The sequence below is a fragment of the Kitasatospora sp. NPDC087314 genome (assembly GCF_044744365.1).
In the GTDB taxonomy this organism is placed as follows: Bacteria; Actinomycetota; Actinomycetes; order Streptomycetales; family Streptomycetaceae; genus Kitasatospora.
This window is the reverse complement of sequence record NZ_JBIUYE010000024.1, coordinates 1-19,046: the sequence shown is the minus strand read 5'-3', so window position 1 is coordinate 19,046 and position 19,046 is coordinate 1. Positions and strand designations below refer to the sequence as shown.

Genomic DNA, 19,046 nt, shown 5'->3' with positions numbered 1-19,046 from the left:
GAGGGCAGATGGCCATCAGAGTGCAGCTGAGCCCGCGCCAGGCCGAGGCGCGGGAGGAGTACGAGTCCTTCGCCCGGGAGGCGGTCGCCCCGTCCGCGAACGGGTGGGACCGCGCCGAGCGGCTCCCCGAGGAGTTCCTCAAGGACTTCGCCGACCGCGGCTACCTGGCGTCCGCCGTACCGCCCGAGTACGGCGGCGCCGGGCTGGACGCGATCACCTTCGGCCTCCTCAACGAGGAGCTGGGGCGCGGGTGTTCGTCCGTCCGCAGCCTCGTCACCGTGCACGGCATGGCCTGCCAGGCCGTCGCCCGGTGGGGGACCGCGAGCCAGCGCGCCGACTGGCTCCCGAAGCTCGCCTCGGGCGAGGCGATCGGCGCCTTCGCGCTCACCGAGCCGGGCGCCGGCAGCGACGTCAAGGCGCTGGCCACCACCGCCCGGCGGATCGGCGACGGCTTCCGGCTCGACGGTGCGAAGCGGTGGATCACCTTCGGCCAACGTGCCGACGTCTACCTGCTGTTCGCCCGCCTCGACGGCCTGGAGACGGCGTTCCTGGTACCGCGCGACGCCCCCGGGCTGGAGGTCCGGCCGATCACCGGCGTCCTCGGCACCAGGGCGTCGATGCTCGCCGAACTGGACCTGGCGGACTGCCGGGTGGCCGGCGACGCGCTCCTCGCCCGCCCCGGCTTCGGACTGAGTGCCGTCGCCGCCGGCGCGCTGGAGCTGGGCCGCTACAGCGTCGCCTGGGGGTGCGTCGGCCTCTCCCAGGCCTGCCTGGACGCCAGCCTCGACCACGCCGACCGCAGGGAGACCTTCGGCGTCCGGCTCCGCGACCACCAACTCGTCCAGCGCATGATCGCCGACATGGCCACCGGCACCGCCGCCGCCCGGCTGCTGTGCCAGCAGGCGGGCTGGCTGCGGCAGGCCCGCTCCACCGAGAGCCTGTACGCCACCTGGCTCGCCAAGTACCACTCCTCCGTCACCGCGTTCCGGTCGGCCTCGGACGCCGTCCAGGTGCACGGCGCTCACGGCTGCGGCGGTGGCTACCCGGTGCAGCGCTACCTGCGGGACGCGAAGGTCATGGAGATCATCGAGGGCAGCACCGAGCTCCAGCAGACCACGATCGCCGAATCGGCCTACCACGCCCGCCCGCGGGCCACGGCCCCCACCAGCCCCACCGGAGAGGCGACGGCTTGACTTCCTCCCCCGGCTGAAGACCGGGGGATTCCCCTCAGCCTCGCGGCTGAGCCGCTGCGCGTGTGCGCTGCGGTGGGACGACTTCCTGCTTCGCCGACGACTGCCCGCCCGGAGTGCTCCGTTGAGGTCTTACACCGTCTCCACAGGCTGTCACCGCCAGTCCGGCGGCCAGGATGTCGCGCGCCGCGTTCACGTCCCGGTCGTGCCGTGCGCCGCAGGCGCATTCCCACGCGCGGACGTTCAGGGGCATCCTCGCGGCGATCACGCCGCAGGCCGAGCACAGTTTCGAGCTGGGGAACCACCGGTCGACGGTCACCAGGTCCCGGCCGTACCACTGGGCCTTGTACTCCAGCATGGACCGCATCTCGGTCCAGCTCGCGTCGCTGATGGCGCGGGCGAGCGTGTGGTTCCCCAGCATGTTGCGGACGGTCAGGTCCTCGATCACGACCGTTTGGTTCTCACGGACGAGTCGGGTGGTGAGCTTGTGCAGGAAGTCCCTGCGGCGGTCGGCGATCCGAGCGTGCACCTTCGCGACCTTGAGCCGGGCCCTGGCCCGGTTGTTGGAGCCCTTGGCCTTACGGGACAGCTCCCGCTGGGCCTTGGCGAGGCGTTCCCGGTCCTTGCGCTCGTGCCGGGGGTTGGTGATCTTCTCCCCGGTGGACAGCGTCACCAGACTGGTGATCCCCGCGTCGATCCCGACCGCCGTGTTCACGGGTGCGGGCATCGTCGGGCGGTCCTCGCACAGCAGCGAGACGAACCAACGCCCGGCGCCGTCCTGCGAGACGGTCACCGTGGACGGCGCCTCGCCCTGCGGCAGCGGCCTGGACCACACAATGTCCAGCGGCTGATCCATCTTCGCCAGCGTCAGCCGGCCGTCCCGGAACCGGAACGCGGAGCCGGTGTACTCGGCGGACCTGCGGGACTTCTTCCGGGACTTGAACGTCGGGTACTTCGCCCGCTTCTGCCGGAAGTTGGTGAACGCCCCCTGCAGGTGCCGCAGCGCCTGCTGCAACGGAACCGACGACACCTCGGACAGGTAGGACAGTTCCCCGGTCTTCTTCCACGCCGTCAGCATCGCCGACGTGGCGTTGTAGTTGACCCGCTTCTGACGCAGCGTCCACGCCTCCGTGCGGGCCTGCAACGCCATGTTGTGGACCTTCCTCACACATCCGTAGGTGCGCGACAGCTCAGCCGCCTGCGCATCCGTCGGATAGAAGCGGTACTTGAACGCCCGCCTCACGTGAGTTTTGATCAAGCGTCACAAACCAGCGTGACTACAGGTAACGATCAAATCTGCGGGTCGGAGCACTGCGGTCCGCCCTGGCGGCGAAGCGCTGCCCGTTGTCCCGCTCCGCAGGAGTTTCGCTTCCTCCCCTGGCTAAAGCCGAGGGCATCCACGAAAGGAATCCGATGACCACGCACGAGACCACCGACCCTGCCGAGCCCGCCCCGACCGTCAAGTGCGTGGTCTGGGACCTCGACAACACCGTGTGGGACGGCATCCTCCTGGAGGACGGCGAGGCGCAGCTGCGCCCCGGGATCCGGGAGGTGATCGTCGAGCTGGACCGCCGCGGCATCCTCCACTCGATCGCCAGCCGCAACGACCACGACGCCGCCGTGGCCGAGCTCCGCCGCCACGGCCTGCTCGACTACTTCCTGTACCCGCAGATCAACTGGAACGCGAAGTCCTCCTCCGTCCGCTCCGTCGCGAAGTCCCTCAACCTGGGCCTCGACGCGTTCGCCTTCGTCGACGACGACGCCGTCGAGCGCGGCGAGGTCGGCTTCGAGATCCCCGAAGTCCGGTGCCTCGACGCCGCGGAGGCCGCCGGGCTCGCCGACCGGCCGGAGTTCTCCCCCCGGTTCGTCACCGAGGACTCGGCCAGGCGGCGCGAGATGTACCTGGCCGACCAGGAACGCAACCGGGTCGAGCAGGAGTTCACCGGCCCGCAGGACGCCTTCCTCGCCACCCTGGGCATGACGCTCACCATCGTCCCGGCCCAGGAGGAGGACCTGTTCCGGGCCGAGGAACTGACCGTCCGCACCCACCAGCTCAACACCACCGGCTACACGTACTCCTACGAGGAGCTCGACGCCTTCCGGCGGGCCGACACCCACGAGTTGCTGGTCGCGCGCCTGGAGGACCGGCACGGGCCGTACGGGACGATCGGTCTCGTCCTGGTCGCCAAGGACGGCGATCTGTGGACCCTCAAGCTGCTGCTGATGTCGTGCCGGGTGATGTCCCGGGGCGTCGGCGGCGTGATGATCAACCACCTCCGCCGGCGCGCCCGCGACGCGGGGGCACGGCTGCGGGCCGAGTACCTGCCCAACGGGCGCAACCGGATGATGCTGGTCACCTACAAGTTCACCGGCTTCCGGCAGCTTCCGGGCGAGGACGGGCCGACGGTCTTCGAGGCCGACCTCGCGGACGTGCCCGACGACCCGTCGTACCTGAAGGTGGAGGTCCTGCCCGGAACGGACCGGGCTCGATGAGCCGGGACGCGGCGGGCGGCAGCGCGTGGGTGGTCCGGCCGGCGCCCAGGCCCGACGCCCGGCTGCGGCTGATCTGCTTCGCCTACGCCGGGGGCGGGAGCTCCGCCTTCGCCGAGTGGCCGCGCGCGTTGCCCGCGGACGTCGAGGTGTGCGCGGTCCGACTCCCGGGCCGCGAGTCGCGGATCTTCCAGCCCGCCTACCGCGACGTCGACGAGCTGGTGCCCGTCCTCACCGAGGTGCTCGCCGAGCACTGCGAGGCTCCGTTCGTGCTGTTCGGGCACAGCATGGGCGCGCTGATCGCCTTCGCGCTCGCGCGCCGGCTCCGCGCCGAGGGCCGGCCCGCCCCCGAACACCTCGTCGTCTCCGGGCGCCGGGCCCCCCAGCTGGTCCACAACCGGCCGCTCATCCACCACCTGCCCGACGGCCAGTTCGTGGAACGGCTCCGGGAGCTCGGCGGCACTCCGGAGGAACTGCTCGCGGACGCCCGGGCGATGCGTCTGGTCCTGCCCGGGCTGCGGGCCGACTTCCAGCTCAACGACACCTACCGCCACCGACCGGAGGAGCCCCTGCCCGTCCCGGTCACCGCCTTCGGCGGCCGGGCCGATCCGCACGTCGACCCGGAGGGCGTCGCGGCCTGGGCCCGCCAGAGCACCGGCCGGTTCACCATGCGGATGTTCGACGGCGGCCACTTCTTCCTGCACTCGGCCCGCCAGGAGGTGCTCCGCGAACTGGGCCGCCTGCTGCGCCGACCCGCCGACCCGATCGCCGATCCGGTCGTCGACATGGCCGCTGATCCGATCATCGACACGGTCGCGCGCCGCACCAACTCCAGTCCGTCTCGGGTGATATGACAGGTATTCGAGTCGTTCTCGGGAAACCGGGCGTCACTGCGGTGGACACCGGATACTGTGCGACCATCGCGACCGCGGAGTCACGGACGAAAGGAATGGGAACCCGTGCCTGCCCTGTCCAACCTGTGGTGGTTCTTCACAGCCTCCCTGGTCCTGCTGCTCATCCCCGGCCCGTCCGTGCTCTACGTGACCGGCCGTACCCTCGACCAGGGCCGGCGGGCCGGACTCCTGTCCACCCTGGGCCTCGCCTGCGGCGACGTGGTCCAGGTGGTCGCGGCCGTGGTGGGCCTGTCCGCCCTGGTGGCCTCCTCCGAGACGGCCTTCTCGGTGGTCAAGTACGTGGGCGCCGCCTACCTCGCCTGGCTCGGCATCAAGCGGCTGCGCACGCCCGACCCCGACCCCTCCGCCGAACGGACCGAGGCGCCGCCCGCCCGCACCGCCCGGATCTTCTCCGACGGACTGGTCGTCAACGCCCTCAACCCGAAGAGCACCCTGTTCTTCCTCGCCTTCCTCCCCGCGTTCATCGACAGCGGCAGGGGAGCGGTCTGGTCGCAGACCCTGGTGTTCGGCCTGATCTTCGTGGTGGTCGGCATGGTGACCAACGCCGGGTGGGCCCTGCTGGGCTCGCTCCTGCACAAGAGCGCCCGGCGCAGCCGCACCTTCCTGCGCGTGGAACGCTACGTTGTGGCCGGGGTCTTCTTCCTCCTCTCCGCCGCCACCCTCGCCACCGGCCTGACCGACCACCGTCGCCCCGCCTGACCGGTCCGGCCCCGCCGGACCCGCCGCCGTCCCGCCTGACCGGTCCGCGGACCGGTTCAGAGCAGGTCGGCGCGGGCGGCCTGGATGCCGGCCTGGAAGCGGGTGCGGGCGCCGAACCGGTCCATCAGCTCCCGTACCCAGCGCTGCACCGTCCGGGTGGAGACGCCCAGTTGGCGGGCGATGCTCTCGTCCGTCAGGCCGGAGGCGAGCAGCGCCAGCAGCCGATGGTGCCGGTCCTCCGGCTCGTCCGCGGCGTCCGGCGCGGGGAAGTGCATCGCGTGCGACCAGTGCAGCTCGAACAGGCCGATCAGGGCGTCCAGCAGCGAGGACGGCCGGACCAGCAGGACGTGTTCCAGCTCGGTGCCCGCGCTCACCGGAAGCAGCGCCCAGCGGGCGTCCACCACCGCCAGCTTCAACGGCAACTCCGGTAGCACCCGGGCCCGTTCGCCGAGCCGGATGAAGGAGCGGATCTCCGCCGTGCGTTCCGGCTCGCGCAGCACCCGGCTCTCGTAGACCGCCCGCATCTCCACCCCGCGTCCGAGCAGGGCGAGTTCGGTCTCCGGGTCGCTGCGCCGCACGTACGGCGGTTTGTCCAGCACCCGCAACTGCTCGCGCACGCCCAGCTGGAGGCTGCGCCAGAGCTCGGCGATCGACCCCCGGCCGGTGATCACCTCGACCAGTTCGGCCATCCCGGCCTCGGCCGGGCTGCGCCGGTAGGTGCGCATCAGCTCGCTGATCCGGCCGCGGGCCCGGCGCAACTCGACCTCGCGCCTGAGCAGCAGCTCCTCCAGTGCGACGTCCGGCGCGGCCGCGGTCCACTGCTTCCGGCCCGGCGGCGGCCGTTCCACCAGGCCCTGCGCGGCCAGCGATTCCAGCGCCGCGGCGGCCCGTTCCGCGGCCAGGCCGCACCGGGCGCCGAGCTGTCTCGCCGAGGCGCCACCGTCGGACAGCAGCCGCAGGTACAGCTCCTCCTCCGCCGCGTCGAGGCCCAATCCGGCGAACCTGCCTGCGCCCGACTCCGGCACCGGGCACCCCCATTCCCGGTCGAGCCGGCGCCGGCCCTGTGCCGGCAGGCCGTCCGTCATCGGACCGTGCCCTCGGACTGTCTGCCATCGGCGGGGTGAAATCAAGGATCCGCCGGAAGACATGTACCCGCCATGGCGGAATCCTGACCGGCCCATAACCTTCCGGGCCCCACCGGCGGCGCGCACGCTGGGGCGACAGCGCGTTGCACGCCGCCGGCCCCACCCGGCGGCCGCAAGGTCATCCCCCATACCCCCCACGGGAGTTCACCCATGTCCGCGTTCCGTCTCGCCCGTACGGCCACGGCCGTCCTGCTCGCCGTCTCGGGTGCCGCACTCGCGGCCGGCCCGGCCGACGCCGCTACCCCCGCGGCCACCAGGGCCTCCGCCCACCACTACGGCCACTCCTACGACGGCGGCGTCTGGGGCGGTTACGTCGCCCAGGGCAGCGGCTTCCGTTCGGTGTCCGGGTCCTGGACGATGCCCCAGGTCCAGTGCAACACCGCCAACGACCTGTTCGCCCCCTGGGTCGGCATCGACGGCTACGGCTCGCAGACGGTCGAACAGACCGGCGTCCAGGTGGACTGTTCCAGCGGCTCGCCCGTCTACTCCGGCTGGTACGAGATGTACCCGGCCCCGCCGCAGTACTTCAACGACCCGGTGGACGCGGGGGACGGCTTCACCGCCGGGGTCGTCGCCAACGGCGGCGGCTCGTACACCCTGACGCTGACCGACACCACCAAGGGCTGGACCGAGACCACCCGCCAGCGGCTCAACGCCCGGAACGTCAGCGCCGAGGCCGTGATCGAGTCGCCCAGCCAGAGCTACCCGTCCTTCAACAGCCTGGACTTCTCCGGCATCACGGTGAACGGCCAGAGCTTCGACGCCTACAGCCCGCAGGCCATCGACAGCGGCCAGTACACCGAGACCGCCCTCCAGAACGGCGCCTTCTCGATCGTCCCGGCGGGCTGACCCGGCCCGGCCCAGCCTCGCCCGGTACGCCGCCGGCCCACGGCCACCGACGTACCGGGCGCCCGGTCCCTGCCGTACGGCGAGGAGAAGGGTCAGCCGGGTGTTCCGGCGTTCGCGGGGTGGTCGAGGGCCGGTGCGGGCATGGTCGGGGCCGGGGCCGGGGCCGGCGCGCCCCAGCGGCGGGCCAGGACGGCGCAGACCATCAGTTGCAGCTGGTGGAAGAGCATCAGGGGCAGCACCATCAGGCCGGCCGCCGCGCCCGGGAAGAGGACGGCGGCCATCGGGACGCCGCTGGCCAGGCTCTTCTTGGAGCCGCAGAAGACGATCGCGATCAGGTCGCCCCGGTCGAACCCGAGCCGGCGGCCGGCCAGCAGCGTGGCGGTCAGGATCAGTGCCAGCAGCGCCGACTCCACCACGAGCAGCGCCGCCAGCCGGGGCAGCGAGAGGGTGCCCCACATCCCGCCCACCACGGCGGCGCTGAAGGCGCTGTAGACGACCAGCAGGATCGAGCCGCGGTCGACCAGACCGAGGACGGAACGGTGGCGGGCCAGCCGGGCGGCGATCCAGCGGCGCAGCAACTGGCCTGCGGCGAAGGGGAGGAGGAGGTGCTCGGCGATCTCCAGGACGGTGCCCGCCGAGATGCCGCCCCTGGTGTGCAGGAGCACGGCGGCGAGTAGCGGGGTCAGGAGGACGCCGAAGAGGCTGGAGAAGGTCGCGCTGCAGACCGCGGCGGCGGTGTTGCCGCGGGCGATGGAGGTGAAGGCGATCGAGGACTGCACGGTGGAGGGCAGCAGGGTCAGGAAGAGCAGGCCCTGGTAGAGCTGCGGCGACAGCACGTCCGGCACCAGCAGGCGGGCGGCCACCCCGAGCAGGGGGAAGAGACCAAAGGTCACCGCCAGCACCGTGCCGTGCAGCCGCCACTGTTTGAGCCCCTCCCAGGCCTCCCGGGCGGAGAGCCGGGCACCGTAAAGGAAGAACAGGACGGCGACCGCGCCGGTGGCGGCGTCCGAGACGGCCGGTGCGGCGGCGCCGCGGGCGGGGAGCAGGGCGGCCAGCGCGACGGTGCCCAGCAGGGCGGCGATGAAGGGGTCGACCCGGAGCCGGGTGGGGCGTCGGGACATGCGGGAGCGCGGTGATCGTTTCGGGCGGGACATGGTTCTCCGCGGTGGCGGTGCGGTCGGGGGACCACCTCAGCCTGCCGCCCGGCCGGGTGATTGTGAATCCCGCTGGCCGTGCTCACTGTCATCATGGTTCGTGATGACGGCGTAGGGTGGGCCGGGTGTTCGATCCGGTCCAGCTGAGGTCCTTTCTCGCGGTGGCCCAGACCGGCGGCTTCACCAGGGCCGCCCAGCGGCTGGGGTTGCGGCAGTCGACGGTCAGCCAGCACGTGCGGCGGCTGGAGGAGGCCGCCGACCGGCGGCTCTTCCTGCGCGACACCCACTCCGTGCAGCTCACCGGCGAGGGCGAGGCCATGCTCGGCTTCGCCCGGACGATCCTGGAGGCGCACGAGCAGGCGGTCGGCTACTTCGCGCAGACGCAGGTGCGCGGGCGGGTGCGGTTCGGCGCCTCGGAGGACTTCGTCCACACCGAGCTGCCGCAGGTCCTGCGGGGCTTCCGGCGGAGCAACCCCCAGGTCGACCTCGAACTCACCGTGGGCCTCAGCGCCGTGCTCTACGAGCAACTGGCCGACGGGCGGCTCGACCTGGTGCTCGGCAAGCGCCCGCCCGGCGGCGGCTCGCAGGGACGGCTGGTCTGGCGGGACGAGCTGGTGTGGATAGGAGCGGAGGACGTCCGGGTGGACCCGGCGGAGCCGCTGCCGCTGATCGTCTACCCGCCGCCCAGCTTCACCCGCGCCCGCGCCCTGGAGGTCTGCGAACGCGCCGGGCGGCCGTGGCGGATCGCCTGCACCAGCACCAGCCTCTCCGGGGTTCGGGCCGCCGCGCTGGCCGGCCTCGGGGTGGTGCCACACGCCCGGAGCCTGGTCCCGTCGGGCCTGCGGGTGCTGCCGGACCAGCCGGGCCTGCCGGATCTCGGCACCACCGAGTTCGCCCTCACCACCGGACGCACCACGGCCCGCGGGCCGGCCCAGGTCCTGGCCCGGGCGGTCCTCGCGGACGCGTTCCGCCTGCAACGCGCGCCGGAGCGGTCGGAGCCGTGACCGGCGGGTGGCGGTACCCCGGCGCGGGCGGCGGTACCTCCATGAGGCCGAAAGTTCCGTCCCACGCGGTGCGGGAATCGCGAACCTCGGCAGAATCGAGGTGTGGGGCGGCCGCGCCGCAGGCGCCTACGTGAGAGGACCATGCCATGCCCGACTTCCATCCGAAGCACGACCGTCTGATCGTCAAGCCGATCGGGGCGCCGACCGCGCAGGACCCGGAGACGTGGAAGGGCGAGGTGGTGGCGGTCGGGCCCGGTCGGCCGCTGGAGAGCGGCAAGCCGCACCCGGTGGACGTCAAGGTCGGCGAGAAGATCCTCTTCAACAGGCGCTCCGGATCGGAGATCGAGGTGGAGGGGGAGTCGTACGTCGAGCTTCCCGAGGACGAGGTCCTGGCACTCTCCGCGGAGTAGCGAGCGGAGCAGGGCCCGGCAAGCGGAGCAGTAGGCGGAACAGCAACAGGACCTCGGCCCCTGAGAACCCCTGAGAACCCCTGGGAGACCCCTGCCATGACCAAGCACCCGCCGGCCCGGATCGGCGTGACCGGACTGGCCGTGATGGGCCGCAACCTGGCCCGGAACTTCGCCCGCCACGGATACCGCGTGGCCGTGCACAACCGCACCCAGGCGCGGACCACGGCCCTGCTGGAGGAGTTCGGGCACGAGGGCGACTTCGTGGCGACCGAGACCACGGAGGGTTTCGTCGCGGCCCTGGAGCGCCCGCGCCTGATCGTGATCATGGTGAAGGCCGGAGCACCGACCGACGCGGTCATCGACGAGCTGGTGCCGTTGCTCGACAAGGGCGACGTGGTGGTCGACGGCGGGAACGCGCACTTCCTCGACACCAGGAGGCGGGAGGCGGCCCTGCGGGAACGCGGGCTGCACTTCGTGGGCAGCGGGATCTCCGGTGGTGAACAGGGCGCGCTGGAGGGACCGAGCATCATGCCCGGCGGTACCCCCGAGGCGTACCAGGTCCTGGGACCCCTGCTGGAGGACATCGCGGCCAAGGTCGACGGCAAGCCCTGCTGCACCCACGTCGGACCCGACGGCGCCGGCCACTTCGTCAAGATGGTCCACAACGGCATCGAGTACGCCGACATGCAGCTCATCGCCGAGGCGTACGACCTGCTGCGGCACGGATCCGGCCTGCAGCCGGACGCGATCGCCGAGGTCTTCCGGGCCTGGAACGGCGGGCGCCTGGAGTCCTACCTGATCGAGATCACCGCCGAGATCCTCGCCCACACCGATGCGGCGACCGGGAAGCCCTTCGTCGACATCGTGCTGGACCAGGCGGAGCAGAAGGGCACCGGCCGCTGGACGGTCCAGAGCGCACTGGAGCTCGGCGTGCCCGTGAGCGGGATCGCCGAGGCGGTCTTCGCGCGGGCGCTGTCCGGCGGTGTGCCGCTGCGGCAGGCGGGGCGGGGGCTGCCCGGCCCCACCGAGACCTGGCTCGACAGTGCGGCGGCCGATCGGTTCGCGGACGACGTCGAGCAGGCCCTGTACGCCTCCAAGATGGTGGCCTACGCCCAGGGCTTCAACGAGATCCAGGCCGGCAGCGCGGAGTACTCCTGGCAGGTCGACCCCGGTGAGATGGCCGCGATCTGGCGTGGCGGCTGCATCATCAGGGCCCGGTTCCTGGACCGGATCAGGGCCGCCTACGAGGTGGACCGGGAACGTCCCACGCTGCTGACCGACGCGCACTTCCAGGAGGCGCTGGGCGCCGCGCAGTCGGCGTGGCGGCGGGTCGTCTCCACGGCGGCCCAGCTGGGCGTGCCCGCCCCCGGCTTCGCGACCGCGCTCGCCTACTACGACAGCCTGCGGGCGGAGCGGCTGCCGGCCGCGCTGGTGCAGGGGCAGCGGGACTTCTTCGGCGCGCACACCTACCGCCGGGTGGACCGGGAGGGCACCTTCCACACCCGTTGGGAGGCGGACGGCCGCCCCGAGGAACGGCGCTGAGCCACCCGCCCGGCCCAGCCCGGCGCCGCCGCCGACGCCCTGGAGTCACCCGCCCGGCCCAGCCCGGCCGGCGGGCCTAGGCGAGGTGGTACTGGTCGGGGGAGGAGACCTGGCCGCCGAGCGTGGCGGCGGCCTGGCGCGCCCAGTACGGGTTGCGCAGGAGCTCGCGGCCGAGCAGGACGGCGTCGGCCCTGCCGGTGGCGAGGATGTCCTGGGCCTGGACGGGATCGGTGATCTGGCCGACGGCCGCCACGGGCATGCCGGTCCCGTTGCGTACCGCCTCGGCGAAGGGCACCTGGTAGTCGGGGCCTGCTTCGATCCTGGCGTCGGGGACGAGGCCTCCGGTGGAGACGTCCATCAGGTCCACGCCGTGGGCCTGGAGTTCCTTGGCCAGCCGGACGGTGTCCTCCGACGTCCACCCCTCGCGGCCGTCCTCCGGATTCTCGGTGAGCCAGTCGGTCGCGGAGACGCGGAAGAGGACCGGCAGTTCCTCGGGCCACTCCGAGCGGACGGCGTCGACGACCTCCAGCGCGAAGCGGATCCGGCCCTCGAAGGAGCCGCCGTACGCGTCGGTGCGGTGGTTGCTGTGGGGGGAGAGGAACTGGTGGATGAGGTAGCCGTGGGCGCCGTGGATCTCGATGGCCTGGAAGCCGGCGTCGAGCGCGCGGCGGGCGGCGGTGGCGAACTGGCCGGCGATGCCACTGATCTGATCCACGGTCAGCTCGTCGGGCCTGGTCCGCGTCGGCGTGAAGGGGATGGCGCTGGGGGCGACCGGCGTCCATCCGTGGGCTTCGCCCGGGGCGAGGGCGCGTCCGCGGTCGACCCAGGTGCGCTCGGTGGACGCCTTGCGGCCGGCGTGGGCGAGCTGGATGACCGGAACGGTGCCCTGCGCCTTCAGGAAGGCGGTGATCCGCCGGAAGGCCGTGACCTGGGCGTCGTTCCAGATGCCGAGGTCGTAGGGGGTGATGCGGCCTTCGGGGCTGACGGCCGTGGCCTCCGTGATGATCAGCCCCGTACCGCCGGTGGCGCGTGCCGCGAGGTGGGCGAAGTGCCAGTCCGTCGGCACGCCGACCGCGTCGCCGTCCGGCGCGGCGCTGTACTGGCACATCGCCGCCATCCAGATGCGGTTGGGGGCGGTCAGCGTCCTCAGGGTGTAGGGGGTGAAGAGAGTGGTGCTCATGGCGGACTCCTGGTGGGGCGAGTGGGCGGTATCCGACCGTGCGGGGGCGGGCGCCGGTCGTTAGGAGTGCGGGAGGTGTGGTGGGACACCTTCGCGAATACTTGCAGGTGCACTTTGGATGACTCGACAATAGTTGCACGCACCGATTAATTGCAAGCGCGGCGTATTGTTCGGGCCGTGCATCGCCCGCGTGTCACCAGGAGGTCCGATGAAGGTCCCAGGTCCCGATCCCCGGCCGGACGGCGGTGTCGGCGCCATCGCGGAGGCAGGTGGGCTGCGCGCCTACCAGCTGTGGCTGCACGCCGAGTACGGTCCCGTGGCGCGGTTCCAGCTGCCCGGCGCCGAGGCGGCCGTGTCGGTCGCTGACCCGGTGCTGCTGGAGGCCACGGCGCACCCGGACGGGCGGCCGGAGTGCCTGTTCGCCTTCCTGGACCCGCGGTCACCGAGGAACTGGACCGCGTGCTCGGCGACCGCGCGGCACCCGGGTATGCGGACCTCCGGCGGCTCCCGTACCTGGAGATGGTCCTGAAGGAGTCTCTGCGCCTCTACCCTCCGGGCCCGTACGGCGCGAGGGAGACCGCCGAACCGCTCGCGGTCGGCGAGTACCGGATCCCGGCCGGGACGGTGGTCTTCTACCCGTTCCGGGCCATCCAGCTGAACCCCGACCACTGGCCCGAGCCCGAGCGGTTCCGTCCCGAGCGGTTCACCCCCGAGCAGGTGGCCGGGCGCGCGCGGCTGGCCTGGGTCCCCTTCGGGCTCGGCCCGCGCAGCTGCGAGGGCGCGGGCCCGGCCATGGTCGAGTGCCGACTGCTGTTGGCCGTCCTCCTCAAGCGTTTCCGCTTCCGCCCCGTGCCGGGCCACCGGGTGGATGCGACCGAGCGGTTCGTCCGCTGGGCGGCCGACGACATCCGCATGGTCGTCACCCCGAGAAAGGCCGGGCCGCCGCCGAGGAGTTGACCCGGACCGTTGACCCGGAGCCGCTGACGCCGCCCGCCGCCCGTCGCCCGTCGCCCGCCGCCCGTCGCCCGTCGCCCGTCGCCCGCCGCCCGCCGCCCGCCGCCCGCCGCCCGCCGGCCCACCGGCCGGCGGGCTCCGTCCGCAGCGCCGCGCGTCTCAGTCCGCGGACACGTTCTCGGATTGGTGTACCAGGACCGCCGGACGCCCGATAGGCTCGCGGTGCAGCTGGTTCGCCCTGCCCGCCAGGCAGGCGCGTCGCAAGAGGGAACCCGGTGGGAATCCGGGACTGCCCCGCAGCGGTGAGTGGGAACGACCGCCGTCATACGCACTGGGCCCGGGACGGGTCTGGGAAGCGACGGCCAGTAGGTGTCCGCCCTTTCGGGGACGGCCGAGCCCGCGAGTCCGAAGACCTGCCTGTTGCCCGCGCGCGACCGATCGCGCGCGGAGATCCCGGTGACCTCGTGGGCGGGTCGGCGTACATACCAGGCGGAGACCGGCACACCTGCGGTCGGCCGCCCGGTTCGTCACCCCTTCGCGCCTTCGTCCCGTCTCCGGGGAACAGAGGAAACAGGCTCGCGAAGGAGAGTCCCTTGACAGCGAAGTCCGCAGCCGCGGCAACCCTCGCCACCGCGTACGGCTACCCCCGCCAGGGCGGCAACCGGGAACTGAAGAAGGCGATCGAGGGGTACTGGAAGGGCGCCGTCACGGCCGAGGCCCTTCTGACCACCGCGGCCGACCTGCGCCGGGAGAACTGGCGCCAGCTCGCCGACGCCGGCGTCGGCGAGGTCCCCACCGGCGACTTCTCGCTCTACGACCACGTGCTGGACACCACGGTGGCCGTCGGCGCGATCCCGGCCCGCCACCGCGCCGCGGTCGACGCCGACCCGCTGGCCGGGTACTTCGCGATGGCGCGCGGCACCCAGGAGGTGGCGCCGCTGGAGATGACCAAGTGGTTCGACACCAACTACCACTACCTGGTGCCCGAACTCGGCCCCGACACCGCCTTCACCGCCGACTCCGCGAAGCCGGTCGGGGAGCTGGAGGAGGCCGTCGCCCTCGGCCACCGGGCCCGCCCGGTGCTGGTCGGCCCGGTCACCTACCTGCTGCTGGCCAAGCCCGCGCCCGGCGTGGCCGCCGACTTCCAGCCGCTCACCCTGCTCGACCGGCTGCTGCCCGTCTACGCGGCCCTGCTGGCCGAGCTGCGCGCCGCCGGGGCCGAGTGGGTGCAGCTGGACGAGCCCGCGCTCGTCCAGGACCGCACCCCGGCCGAGCTGAACGCCGCCGCCCGTGCCTACCGTGAGCTCGGTGCCCTCACGGACCGGCCGAAGCTGCTGGTCGCGAGCTACTTCGACCGCCTCGGCCAGGCCCTGCCCGTCCTGGCCAAGGCCCCGGTCGAGGGCCTGGCGCTGGACTTCACGGGACCTGCCGCCGCCAACCTGGACGGCCTCGCCGCCGTCGGCGGGCTGCCCGGCAAGCGCCTGGTCGCGGGTGTGGTCGACGGCCGCAACATCTGGATCAACGACCTGGAGAAGTCGCTCGCCACCCTGGCGACCCTGCTCGGTCTCGCCGACACGGTCGACGTGGCACCGTCCTGCTCGCTGCTGCACGTGCCGCTGGACGCCACCGCCGAACGGGAGTTGGACCCGCAGATCGCCCGCTGGCTGGCCTTCGCCCGGCAGAAGGCGGCGGAGACCTCGCTGCTCGCCCGCGGGCTGCGCGAGGGCGTCGGCGCGATCACCGCCGAACTCGCCGCCAACCGCGCCGACCTCGCCTCCCGCGCGAACTCGCCGATCACCCGCGACCCCGCCGTCCGCTCCCGCACCGCCGCCGTCGGTGCCCAGGACACCCGTCGCGCCCAGCCGTACGCGGCCCGGGCCGAGGCCCAGCGGACCCGGCTCGGCCTGCCGTTGCTGCCGACCACCACCATCGGCTCCTTCCCGCAGACCACGGACCTGCGCACCGCCCGCGCCGACCTCACCGCCGGGCGGATCGACGCGGCCGGCTACCGGGAGCGGATGGAGGCCGAGGTCCGCGAGGTCATCGCCTACCAGGAGAAGGCCGGCCTCGACGTCCTGGTGCACGGCGAGCCCGAACGCAACGACATGGTCCAGTACTTCGCCGAGCAGCTCACCGGCTACCTGGCCACCCGGCACGGCTGGGTGCAGTCCTACGGCACCCGCTACGTGCGGCCGCCGGTGCTGGCCGGGGACATCTCCCGTCCGCAGCCGATGACCGTCGACTGGTTCCGCTACGCACAGGGGCTGACGGACCGTCCGGTCAAGGGCATGCTCACCGGCCCGGTGACCATGCTCGCCTGGTCCTTCGTCCGCGACGACCAGCCGCTCGCCGAGACCGCCCGTCAGGTCGCCCTCGCGCTGCGCGACGAGGTCGTCGACCTGGAGGCGGCCGGCGCCGCCGTCGTCCAGGTCGACGAGCCGGCCCTGCGCGAGACCCTGCCGCTGCGCGCCGCCGACCGCCCGGCCTACCTCGACTGGGCCACCGAGTCCTTCCGCCTGGCGACCTCCGGGGTCCGCGCCGACACCCAGATCCACACCCACATGTGCTACGCCGAGTTCGGCGCGATCATGACGGCGATCGACGAGCTCGACGCGGACGTCATCTCGCTGGAGGCCACCCGCTCGCACATGGAGGTCGCCGGGGAGCTGGCCGAGGCCGGCTACCCGCGCGAGGTCGGCCCGGGCGTGTGGGACATCCACTCGCCGCGCGTCCCGAGCACCGAGGAGGCCGTCGAGCTGCTGCGCGCCGGGCTCGCGGCGATCCCCGCCGAGCGGCTCTGGGTCAACCCCGACTGCGGCCTGAAGACCCGCGGCTGGCCGGAGACCCGGGCCTCCCTGGAGAGCCTGGTCGGCGCCGCCCGGCGACTGCGCGCCGAGCTCGCCGGCTGACCTGACGGAGACCGGGGGCGGGCGCGGCCCGAGCGCCGTGCCCGCCCCCGGTCACCGGGGCACCCCGCGCGGCCCGCGAGCGGGACGACGTGACCGTGGCGGCCAGCGTGCCGGCCGCCGCACAGGGGCCCCGGGCGGTCCGGGGCCACGAGGTCCGGGCCGCTCGGGTCGAGGACGGGGAGAGACGGCCCTGCGCGATAGCTGGGCCGCCCTCGGTGCACACCCGTCGGATCCTCCCCGGCCGATCGGCCCGTCCGGGTGGCGCCGGACGAGGAGCCGTGGTGCGGCTCGCCCCGGCTTGCGGCTCTCCGGGGCGAGCGTTTGAGTGGGGGTGGTACCGCCGGAATCGGAGACGAGGAGGCGCCATGTCGCACCACAAGTCCAACAAGGACGTCGAGGGGAACCCGGACACCGGCCACGGGCGCGGCCTGCCGCGCCGCCCCGACGAGGAGGAGCTCGAAGAGCGCACCGAGGAGGACCGCGAGGAGGTGGGCCTGCCCCCGGACCCGGACGCCCCGCCCGAGGACAGGCCCTAGCTGGGTCAGCCCTGCTTCCGCGGCTGGCTGAAGCGCACCATGTTGCCCGCCGGGTCGCGGAAGGCGCAGTCCCGGACGCCGTACGGCTGGTCCACCGGCTCCTGCAGGACCTCGGCGCCCGCGGCGCGGATCCGCTCGAAGGTCGCGTCGCAGTCGTCGGTGCGGAAGATCACCCCGCGCAGCAGGCCCCTGGCCATCAGGTCGGTCACCGCCTGCCGGTCGGAGTCGGCGGCGTTCGGGTCGGCGACGGGGGATTCGAGGACGATGTCCAGGTCCGGCTGCGCGGGCGAGCCGATGGTCACCCACCGCATTCCCGCGTAGCCGACGTCGTTGCGCACGTCGAGACCCAGCGCGTCGCGGTAGAAGGCGAGCGCCTTGTCGTGGTCGTCGACGGTGATGAAGCACTGTGCAAGCGTGATGTCCATGCCCATCACGCTACGGACCGGTGGGACCGCCCGCTTCTCCGTTCCTGATCGGTCGGGTGTAGACCTTGGCGACGCAGGCCGGGACGGCGGCGTCCGGCTCGTGGTCCCGGGCCCGGTACGCGCTCGGGGTCTCGCCGACCAGCTGGGTGAACCGTGAGCTGAACGAGCCCAGCGAGGTACAGCCGACCGCCATGCAGACGTCCGTCACGCTCAGGTCGCCGCGCCGCAGCAGCGCCTTCGCCCGCTCGATCCGGCGGGTCATGAGGTAGCCGTACGGGGTCTCGCCGAACGCCGCGCGGAAGCTGCGCGAGAAGTGGCCCGGCGACATCAGGGCGGTCCGGGCCAGCGCCGGCACGTCCAGCGGCTGTGCGTAGTCGCGGTCCATCCGGTCACGGGCCTGTCGGAGCCGGACCAGGTCGGGAAGGGGCACTCGGGACACCTGGGACACGCCTGCCACGGTACCGGCCCGGTCGGACACGGTCACGACGGTGCGGCGGCCACCGCGTGCGGTGGACACGGTACTCGGCGTGTTCGCACGCTCTGGCCTGCCCCTATGCTGTCGCGATGTCCAACAGCACAAACCCGACCCCGACTCTGCTCTTCGTCATCGGCCCGGCCGCGGCCGGGAAGATGACCGTGGGCGGCGCGATAGCCGAGCGCACCGGTTTCAAGCTCTTCCACAACCACCTGACCATCGAGCCGCTGCTGCGGTTGTTCCCCTACGAGTCGCCGCAGTTCCAGCGCCTCAACCACGCCTTCCGCGAGCAGATCTTCGCCGAGGCCGCTGCCAGCGACCTGCCCGGCCTGGTGTTCACCCTCGTCTGGGACTTCGACGACCCCGAGGACGCCGCCCTGGTCGAGCGCTACGCGGCCCCGTTCCGCGAGCGCGGCGCTCGGGTGCTGTTCCTGGAGCTGTCCGCCGACCAGGCCGTCCGGCTGGAGCGCAACGCCGGCGAGTCCCGGTTGGCGGAGAAGGCCTCCAAGCGCGATCTGGAGTGGTCCAACGGCAACCTGGTCGGCATGGACGCCAGGTACCGGCTCAACTCGGTCGACGACTTCGCCCACATCCCCGACGCGCACCTGCTGATCGACAACACCCACCTGGAGCCCGACGAGGTCGCCGAGCGGGCCGTGGCGCACTTCGGGCTCTGACCCGGATCGAGGCCGTTCCGGGCCGGGGCGCAAGGGGGTGTTTTCGAGCATCCCGGCCCGCGCGGCGCGATCAGGGGTCGTATTCGAACTTGTTGCGCACTGTGTGCGGTATCGCGTGGAACAAGGCGGATCGGCGGGTGTTCTCCTCGGCGATGGCGAAGCGGACCACCGATTACGGTCCGGGTGGTGCGGGCGGGATCTATGTGACGGATCTCGCGCGGAAGAAGACGACGTTGTTCGCCACGGTGCCGGACGCGGGGGCGACGGTCCACGGCGGTGGCACGGACGACGCGTTCCTCGATGTGCCGGGGCGGGAGAGTCTGGGCGGTATCAAGGTCACCGATGACGGCGGGGATCTGTTCGTCGTCAATCTGAACGACCGCAGGCTCTACCGCTACGACGCCACCGTGCCCACCGCGGCGGCGCCGAAGGCCTCCTACCCGATCCCCGATCCGGGGTGTCCGGCGGCGGGGGACTGGCGCCCGTTCGGCCT

19 protein-coding genes, 1 pseudogene and 1 riboswitch are annotated in these 19,046 nt (G+C 72.7%); of the genes and pseudogenes, 14 read left to right on the top strand and 6 right to left on the bottom strand.

The features are described from left to right. Positions 1-8: 8 nt before the first annotated feature. Entirely contained in the window at positions 9-1,193 is a 1,185-nt protein-coding gene (locus ACIO5E_RS37065) for an acyl-CoA dehydrogenase family protein (RefSeq protein ID WP_400676539.1), read from the top strand. 34 nt (positions 1,194-1,227) lie between these two features. Here the strand turns inward: ACIO5E_RS37065 and ACIO5E_RS37060 are convergent, their stop codons facing one another. Next, complete coding sequence (locus ACIO5E_RS37060; protein WP_400676538.1) at positions 1,228-2,433, bottom strand: RNA-guided endonuclease InsQ/TnpB family protein; 1,206 nt, start codon at positions 2,431-2,433, stop codon at positions 1,228-1,230. 170 nt (positions 2,434-2,603) lie between these two features. Here ACIO5E_RS37060 and ACIO5E_RS37055 point away from each other — a divergent pair, with 170 nt between their 5' ends. The 3 genes from ACIO5E_RS37055 (at position 2,604) to ACIO5E_RS37045 (ending at position 5,293) form a co-directional block, all read left to right on the top strand. After that, positions 2,604-3,683, top strand: a complete 1,080-nt coding sequence (locus ACIO5E_RS37055; protein ID WP_400676537.1) for an HAD-IIIC family phosphatase — start codon at positions 2,604-2,606, stop codon at positions 3,681-3,683. Next, the gene (locus tag ACIO5E_RS37050; protein ID WP_400676536.1) at positions 3,680-4,534 is read left to right on the top strand and encodes a thioesterase II family protein; all 855 of its coding nucleotides are present in this window, start codon (positions 3,680-3,682) and stop codon (positions 4,532-4,534) included. Before ACIO5E_RS37055 ends, ACIO5E_RS37050 begins: the two co-directional genes overlap by 4 nt. A gap of 105 nt (positions 4,535-4,639) precedes the next feature. After that, a complete protein-coding gene (locus ACIO5E_RS37045; RefSeq protein WP_400676535.1) occupies positions 4,640-5,293 on the top strand; it encodes a LysE family translocator in 654 nt (217 codons plus the stop codon). A gap of 56 nt (positions 5,294-5,349) precedes the next feature. Here the strand turns inward: ACIO5E_RS37045 and ACIO5E_RS37040 are convergent, their stop codons facing one another. Continuing rightward, entirely contained in the window at positions 5,350-6,378 is a 1,029-nt protein-coding gene (locus tag ACIO5E_RS37040) for a helix-turn-helix domain-containing protein (protein ID WP_400676534.1), read from the bottom strand. A gap of 210 nt (positions 6,379-6,588) precedes the next feature. Here ACIO5E_RS37040 and ACIO5E_RS37035 point away from each other — a divergent pair, with 210 nt between their 5' ends. Further along, positions 6,589-7,287 (top strand): G1 family glutamic endopeptidase, encoded by a 699-nt coding sequence (locus ACIO5E_RS37035; RefSeq protein WP_400676532.1) that lies wholly within the window; start codon positions 6,589-6,591, stop codon positions 7,285-7,287. Positions 7,288-7,379: 92 nt separating this feature from the next. Here ACIO5E_RS37035 and ACIO5E_RS37030 read toward each other — a convergent pair whose 3' ends face one another. Beyond that, the gene (locus tag ACIO5E_RS37030) at positions 7,380-8,408 is read right to left on the bottom strand and encodes a bile acid:sodium symporter family protein (RefSeq protein ID WP_400676530.1); all 1,029 of its coding nucleotides are present in this window, start codon (positions 8,406-8,408) and stop codon (positions 7,380-7,382) included. Positions 8,409-8,566: 158 nt separating this feature from the next. On the opposite strand from ACIO5E_RS37030, the gene ACIO5E_RS37025 reads away from it, so the two are divergent. The 3 genes from ACIO5E_RS37025 (at position 8,567) to gndA (ending at position 11,397) form a co-directional block, all read left to right on the top strand. Then, positions 8,567-9,445 carry a LysR substrate-binding domain-containing protein gene (locus ACIO5E_RS37025; protein WP_400676529.1) on the top strand — a complete coding sequence of 293 codons (879 nt, stop codon included), beginning with the start codon at positions 8,567-8,569 and terminating at the stop codon, positions 9,443-9,445. Between the two features lie 146 nt (positions 9,446-9,591). Then, on the top strand, positions 9,592-9,855 hold the full coding sequence (locus ACIO5E_RS37020) for a co-chaperone GroES (RefSeq protein WP_280680438.1): 264 nt from the start codon (positions 9,592-9,594) through the stop codon (positions 9,853-9,855). A 96-nt stretch (positions 9,856-9,951) separates the two neighbouring features. Then, complete coding sequence (gene gndA, locus ACIO5E_RS37015; protein ID WP_400676528.1) at positions 9,952-11,397, top strand: NADP-dependent phosphogluconate dehydrogenase; 1,446 nt, start codon at positions 9,952-9,954, stop codon at positions 11,395-11,397. 76 nt (positions 11,398-11,473) lie between these two features. Here gndA and ACIO5E_RS37010 read toward each other — a convergent pair whose 3' ends face one another. Further along, positions 11,474-12,577 carry an NADH:flavin oxidoreductase/NADH oxidase gene (locus tag ACIO5E_RS37010; protein ID WP_400676527.1) on the bottom strand — a complete coding sequence of 368 codons (1,104 nt, stop codon included), beginning with the start codon at positions 12,575-12,577 and terminating at the stop codon, positions 11,474-11,476. A gap of 208 nt (positions 12,578-12,785) precedes the next feature. Between ACIO5E_RS37010 and ACIO5E_RS37005 the strand changes: the two genes are divergently transcribed. The 4 genes from ACIO5E_RS37005 to ACIO5E_RS36990 all read left to right on the top strand — a co-directional run bounded on the left by ACIO5E_RS37005 (position 12,786) and on the right by ACIO5E_RS36990 (position 16,976). After that, complete coding sequence (locus ACIO5E_RS37005; RefSeq protein ID WP_400676525.1) at positions 12,786-13,106, top strand: hypothetical protein; 321 nt, start codon at positions 12,786-12,788, stop codon at positions 13,104-13,106. Then, the gene (locus ACIO5E_RS37000; protein ID WP_400676523.1) at positions 12,989-13,534 is read left to right on the top strand and encodes a cytochrome P450; all 546 of its coding nucleotides are present in this window, start codon (positions 12,989-12,991) and stop codon (positions 13,532-13,534) included. The genes ACIO5E_RS37005 and ACIO5E_RS37000 overlap by 118 nt, the downstream gene beginning before the upstream one ends. Before the next feature lie 243 nt (positions 13,535-13,777). Next, positions 13,778-13,951, top strand: a riboswitch (cobalamin riboswitch). A 173-nt stretch (positions 13,952-14,124) separates the two neighbouring features. Next, positions 14,125-16,440, top strand: a complete 2,316-nt coding sequence (gene metE / locus ACIO5E_RS36995; RefSeq protein WP_400676522.1) for a 5-methyltetrahydropteroyltriglutamate--homocysteine S-methyltransferase — start codon at positions 14,125-14,127, stop codon at positions 16,438-16,440. A 365-nt stretch (positions 16,441-16,805) separates the two neighbouring features. Then, a complete protein-coding gene (locus ACIO5E_RS36990; RefSeq protein ID WP_400676521.1) occupies positions 16,806-16,976 on the top strand; it encodes a hypothetical protein in 171 nt (56 codons plus the stop codon). A 5-nt stretch (positions 16,977-16,981) separates the two neighbouring features. Here ACIO5E_RS36990 and ACIO5E_RS36985 read toward each other — a convergent pair whose 3' ends face one another. Then, positions 16,982-17,401, bottom strand: coding sequence for a VOC family protein (locus ACIO5E_RS36985; RefSeq protein ID WP_280680442.1), 420 nt, complete (start codon positions 17,399-17,401; stop codon positions 16,982-16,984). Positions 17,402-17,411: 10 nt separating this feature from the next. Beyond that, on the bottom strand, positions 17,412-17,831 hold the full coding sequence (locus ACIO5E_RS36980) for a helix-turn-helix transcriptional regulator (RefSeq protein WP_280680443.1): 420 nt from the start codon (positions 17,829-17,831) through the stop codon (positions 17,412-17,414). A gap of 134 nt (positions 17,832-17,965) precedes the next feature. On the opposite strand from ACIO5E_RS36980, the gene ACIO5E_RS36975 reads away from it, so the two are divergent. Beyond that, on the top strand, positions 17,966-18,553 hold the full coding sequence (locus ACIO5E_RS36975; RefSeq protein WP_400676520.1) for a hypothetical protein: 588 nt from the start codon (positions 17,966-17,968) through the stop codon (positions 18,551-18,553). An 89-nt stretch (positions 18,554-18,642) separates the two neighbouring features. Beyond that, positions 18,643-19,046, top strand: a pseudogene (locus ACIO5E_RS36970) (hypothetical protein); the annotation flags it as partial.

Excerpts from the sequence above, each read along its gene's own strand:
- ACIO5E_RS37065 (WP_400676539.1), top strand. The coding sequence starts at position 9 with ATGGCCATCAGAGTGCAGCTGAGCCCGCGCCAGGCCGAGGCGCGGGAG.
- ACIO5E_RS37055 (WP_400676537.1), top strand. The coding sequence starts at position 2,604 with ATGACCACGCACGAGACCACCGACCCTGCCGAGCCCGCCCCGACCGTC.
- ACIO5E_RS37050 (WP_400676536.1), top strand. The coding sequence starts at position 3,680 with ATGAGCCGGGACGCGGCGGGCGGCAGCGCGTGGGTGGTCCGGCCGGCG.
- ACIO5E_RS37040 (WP_400676534.1), bottom strand. The coding sequence starts at position 6,378 with ATGACGGACGGCCTGCCGGCACAGGGCCGGCGCCGGCTCGACCGGGAA.
- ACIO5E_RS37035 (WP_400676532.1), top strand. The coding sequence starts at position 6,589 with ATGTCCGCGTTCCGTCTCGCCCGTACGGCCACGGCCGTCCTGCTCGCC.
- ACIO5E_RS37030 (WP_400676530.1), bottom strand. The coding sequence starts at position 8,408 with ATGTCCCGACGCCCCACCCGGCTCCGGGTCGACCCCTTCATCGCCGCC.
- ACIO5E_RS37020 (WP_280680438.1), top strand. The coding sequence starts at position 9,592 with ATGCCCGACTTCCATCCGAAGCACGACCGTCTGATCGTCAAGCCGATC.
- gndA (WP_400676528.1), top strand. The coding sequence starts at position 9,952 with ATGACCAAGCACCCGCCGGCCCGGATCGGCGTGACCGGACTGGCCGTG.
- ACIO5E_RS37010 (WP_400676527.1), bottom strand. The coding sequence starts at position 12,577 with ATGAGCACCACTCTCTTCACCCCCTACACCCTGAGGACGCTGACCGCC.
- ACIO5E_RS37005 (WP_400676525.1), top strand. The coding sequence starts at position 12,786 with ATGAAGGTCCCAGGTCCCGATCCCCGGCCGGACGGCGGTGTCGGCGCC.
- ACIO5E_RS36990 (WP_400676521.1), top strand. The coding sequence starts at position 16,806 with ATGTCGCACCACAAGTCCAACAAGGACGTCGAGGGGAACCCGGACACC.
- ACIO5E_RS36985 (WP_280680442.1), bottom strand. The coding sequence starts at position 17,401 with ATGGACATCACGCTTGCACAGTGCTTCATCACCGTCGACGACCACGAC.
- ACIO5E_RS36975 (WP_400676520.1), top strand. The coding sequence starts at position 17,966 with ATGTCCAACAGCACAAACCCGACCCCGACTCTGCTCTTCGTCATCGGC.